A 3192-nucleotide genomic window follows, 5' to 3' on the forward strand; every position below is an offset into this window, starting at 1 on the left:
TGGTGTGGGGTTGTTTCTTGAGAACTGCATAGTGGACGCGAGCATCTTGTAAGCAATTTTAAAGATTTTGTGTCTTTGTGTGTTGCCGTAAGTTTTAAAGGGCACACGGTGGATGCCTTGGCAAGAGGAGCCGACGAAGGACGTGGGAGTCTGCGTTAAGCCTCGGGGAGTTGACAACCGAACTGTGATCCGAGGATGTCCGAATGGGGAAACCCACCACGAGTCATGTCGTGGTACCCACCGCTGAATGTATAGGCGGTGTGGAGGGAACGCGGGGAAGTGAAACATCTCAGTACCCGCAGGAAGAGAAAACAAAAGTGATTCCGTGAGTAGTGGCGAGCGAAATCGGATGAGGCTAAACCTGGTCTGTGTGATACCCGGCAGGGGTTGCAGGTTGGGGGTTGTGGGACGTATCAGGGCTGTCTGCCGACGGTCCGGCGTGGACGTATAGCGATAGTCGAAGTCGTGTTGAGTGCGACGGCGTAGAGGGTGTGACCCCCGTAGACGAAATCGATGTACGGCGCGATGCTGTTCCCAAGTAACACCGGACCCGTGAAATCTGGTGTGAATCTGCCAGGACCACCTGGTAAGCCTAAATACTACCTCTTGACCGATAGCGGACAAGTACCGTGAGGGAAAGGTGAAAAGCACCCCGGGAGGGGAGTGAAATAGTACCTGAAACCGTGTGCTTACAATCCGTCGGAGCCTTTAGGGGTGACGGCGTGCCTTTTGAAGAATGAGCCTGCGAGTTAGTGGTCGGTGGCGAGGTTAACCCGTGTGGGGTAGCCGTAGCGAAAGCGAGTCTGAACGGGGCGTTCAGTCGCCGGCTCTAGACCCGAAGCGAAGTGATCTATCCATGGGCAGTGTGAAGCGCGGGTAAGACCGCGTGGAGGCGCGAACCCACTTCAGTTGAAAATGGAGGGGATGACCTGTGGATAGGGGTGAAAGGCCAATCAAACTTCGTGATAGCTGGTTCTCCCCGAAATGCATTTAGGTGCAGCGTTGCGTGTTCCGTACCGGAGGTAGAGCACTGGATAGGCGATGGGCCCCACCGGGTTACTGACCTTAGCCAAACTCCGAATGCCGGTACGCTAGAGCGCAGCAGTGAGACTGTGGGGGATAAGCTTCATAGTCGAGAGGGAAACAGCCCAGAACATCAGCTAAGGCCCCTAAGCGTGTGCTAAGTGGAAAAGGATGTGGAGTTGCTGAGACAACCAGGAGGTTGGCTTAGAAGCAGCCACCCTTGAAAGAGTGCGTAATAGCTCACTGGTCAAGTGATTCTGCGCCGACAATTTAGCGGGGCTCAAGCACACCGCCGAAGCTGTGTCATTCAGTCCTTGTGGCTGGATGGGTAGGGGAGCGTCGTGCAGCCAGCGAAGCCGCGGGGGAACCCAGTGGTGGAGGCTGTACGAGTGAGAATGCAGGCATGAGTAGCGAAAGACGGGTGAGAAACCCGTCCGCCGATTGATCAAGGGTTCCAGGGCCAGGTTTATCCGCCCTGGGTTAGTCGGGACCTAAGGCGAGGCCGACAGGCGTAGTCGATGGACATCGGGTTGATATTCCCGAACCGATCGTAGGAGGACCCATACCGAGGCAGTCGATGCTAACCACCCGAGTTTTCCCCATGCCCTTCGGGGTGTGGAGGTTGACGAGGCTGGGAACCAAGGTTGTAGTAGGTCAGCGCGAGGAATGACGCAGAGAGGTAGCTTCCGCGGACTTAATGGAATAGTCCGTCTAAGCGTGCAGCCCGACCCCGGGTAATGCTGGGGTCATCAAGGGTCAGACGTGATGGGGATCCCGTATGGGCGTAGGTGAGTGATCCTGTACTGCCTAGAAAAGTTCCGGCGTGACGAATACGGTCGCCCGTACCCTAAACCGACTCAGGTGATCAGGTAGAGAATACCGAGGCGTTCGAGAGAATCGTGGTTAAGGAACTCGGCAAAATGCCCCCGTAACTTCGGGAGAAGGGGGGCCCGAACCGTGAGAGCGGTGAGGGCCGCAGAGACCAGGGAGAAGCGACTGTTTACTAAAAACACAGGTCCGTGCGAAGTCGTAAGACGCTGTATACGGACTGACGCCTGCCCGGTGCTGGAAGGTTAAGAGGACCGGTTAGAGCTCTTCGGAGTTCGAAGCTGAGAATTTAAGCCCCAGTAAACGGCGGTGGTAACTATAACCATCCTAAGGTAGCGAAATTCCTTGTCGGGTAAGTTCCGACCTGCACGAATGGCGTAACGACTTCTCCACTGTCTCAACCGCGAACTCGGCGAAATTGCATTACGAGTAAAGATGCTCGTTACGCGCAGCAGGACGGAAAGACCCCGGGACCTTTACTATAGTTTGATATTGGTGTTCGGAACGGCTTGTGTAGGATAGGTGGGAGACTTGGAAGCATTCACGCCAGTGAGTGTGGAGTCATTGTTGAAATACCACTCTGGTCGTTTTGGATTCCTAACCTCGGTCCGTGATCCGGATCAGGGACAGTGTCTGATGGGTAGTTTAACTGGGGCGGTTGCCTCCTAAAGAGTAACGGAGGCGCTCAAAGGTTCCCTCAGCCTGGTTGGCAATCAGGTGTTGAGTGTAAGTGCACAAGGGAGCTTGACTGCGAGACAGACATGTCGGGCAGGTGCGAAAGCAGGAACTAGTGATCCGGCACCTCATTGTGGAATGGGTGTCGCTCAACGGATAAAAGGTACCCCGGGGATAACAGGCTGATCTTGCCCAAGAGCTCATATCGACGGCATGGTTTGGCACCTCGATGTCGGCTCGTCGCATCCTGGGGCTGGAGTTGGTCCCAAGGGTTGGGCTGTTCGCCCATTAAAGCGGTACGCGAGCTGGGTTTAGAACGTCGTGAGACAGTTCGGTCCCTATCCGCTGCGCGCGTTGGATATTTGAGAAGTCCTGTCCCTAGTACGAGAGGACCGGGATGGACTGACCTCTGGTGTGCCAGTTGTTCTGCCAAGGGCATGGCTGGTTGGCTACGTCGGGAAGGGATAACCGCTGAAAGCATCTAAGCGGGAAGCCTGCTTCGAGATGAGATATCCATACACCCTTTGGGTGTGAGAGGCCCCCAGTAGATGACTGGGTTGATAGGCCAGATGTGGAAGCACAGCAATGTGTGGAGCTGACTGGTACTAATGGCTGATGACTTACTACAACATTCTTTATTGTTTATGCGTGTTTGCGTCCACTGTG

General features: G+C 55.0%; 1 rRNA gene. It reads left to right on the top strand.

Features of this window, described 5'->3' with window-relative positions:
- Nucleotides 1-85: 85 nt before the first annotated feature.
- Nucleotides 86-3154, top strand: a 23S ribosomal RNA gene (locus Q0937_RS17870).
- The last annotated feature ends 38 nt before the right edge of the window (nucleotides 3155-3192 follow it).

This window comes from uncultured Brachybacterium sp. (genome assembly GCF_947500705.1).
Classification (GTDB): Bacteria; Actinomycetota; Actinomycetes; order Actinomycetales; family Dermabacteraceae; genus Brachybacterium.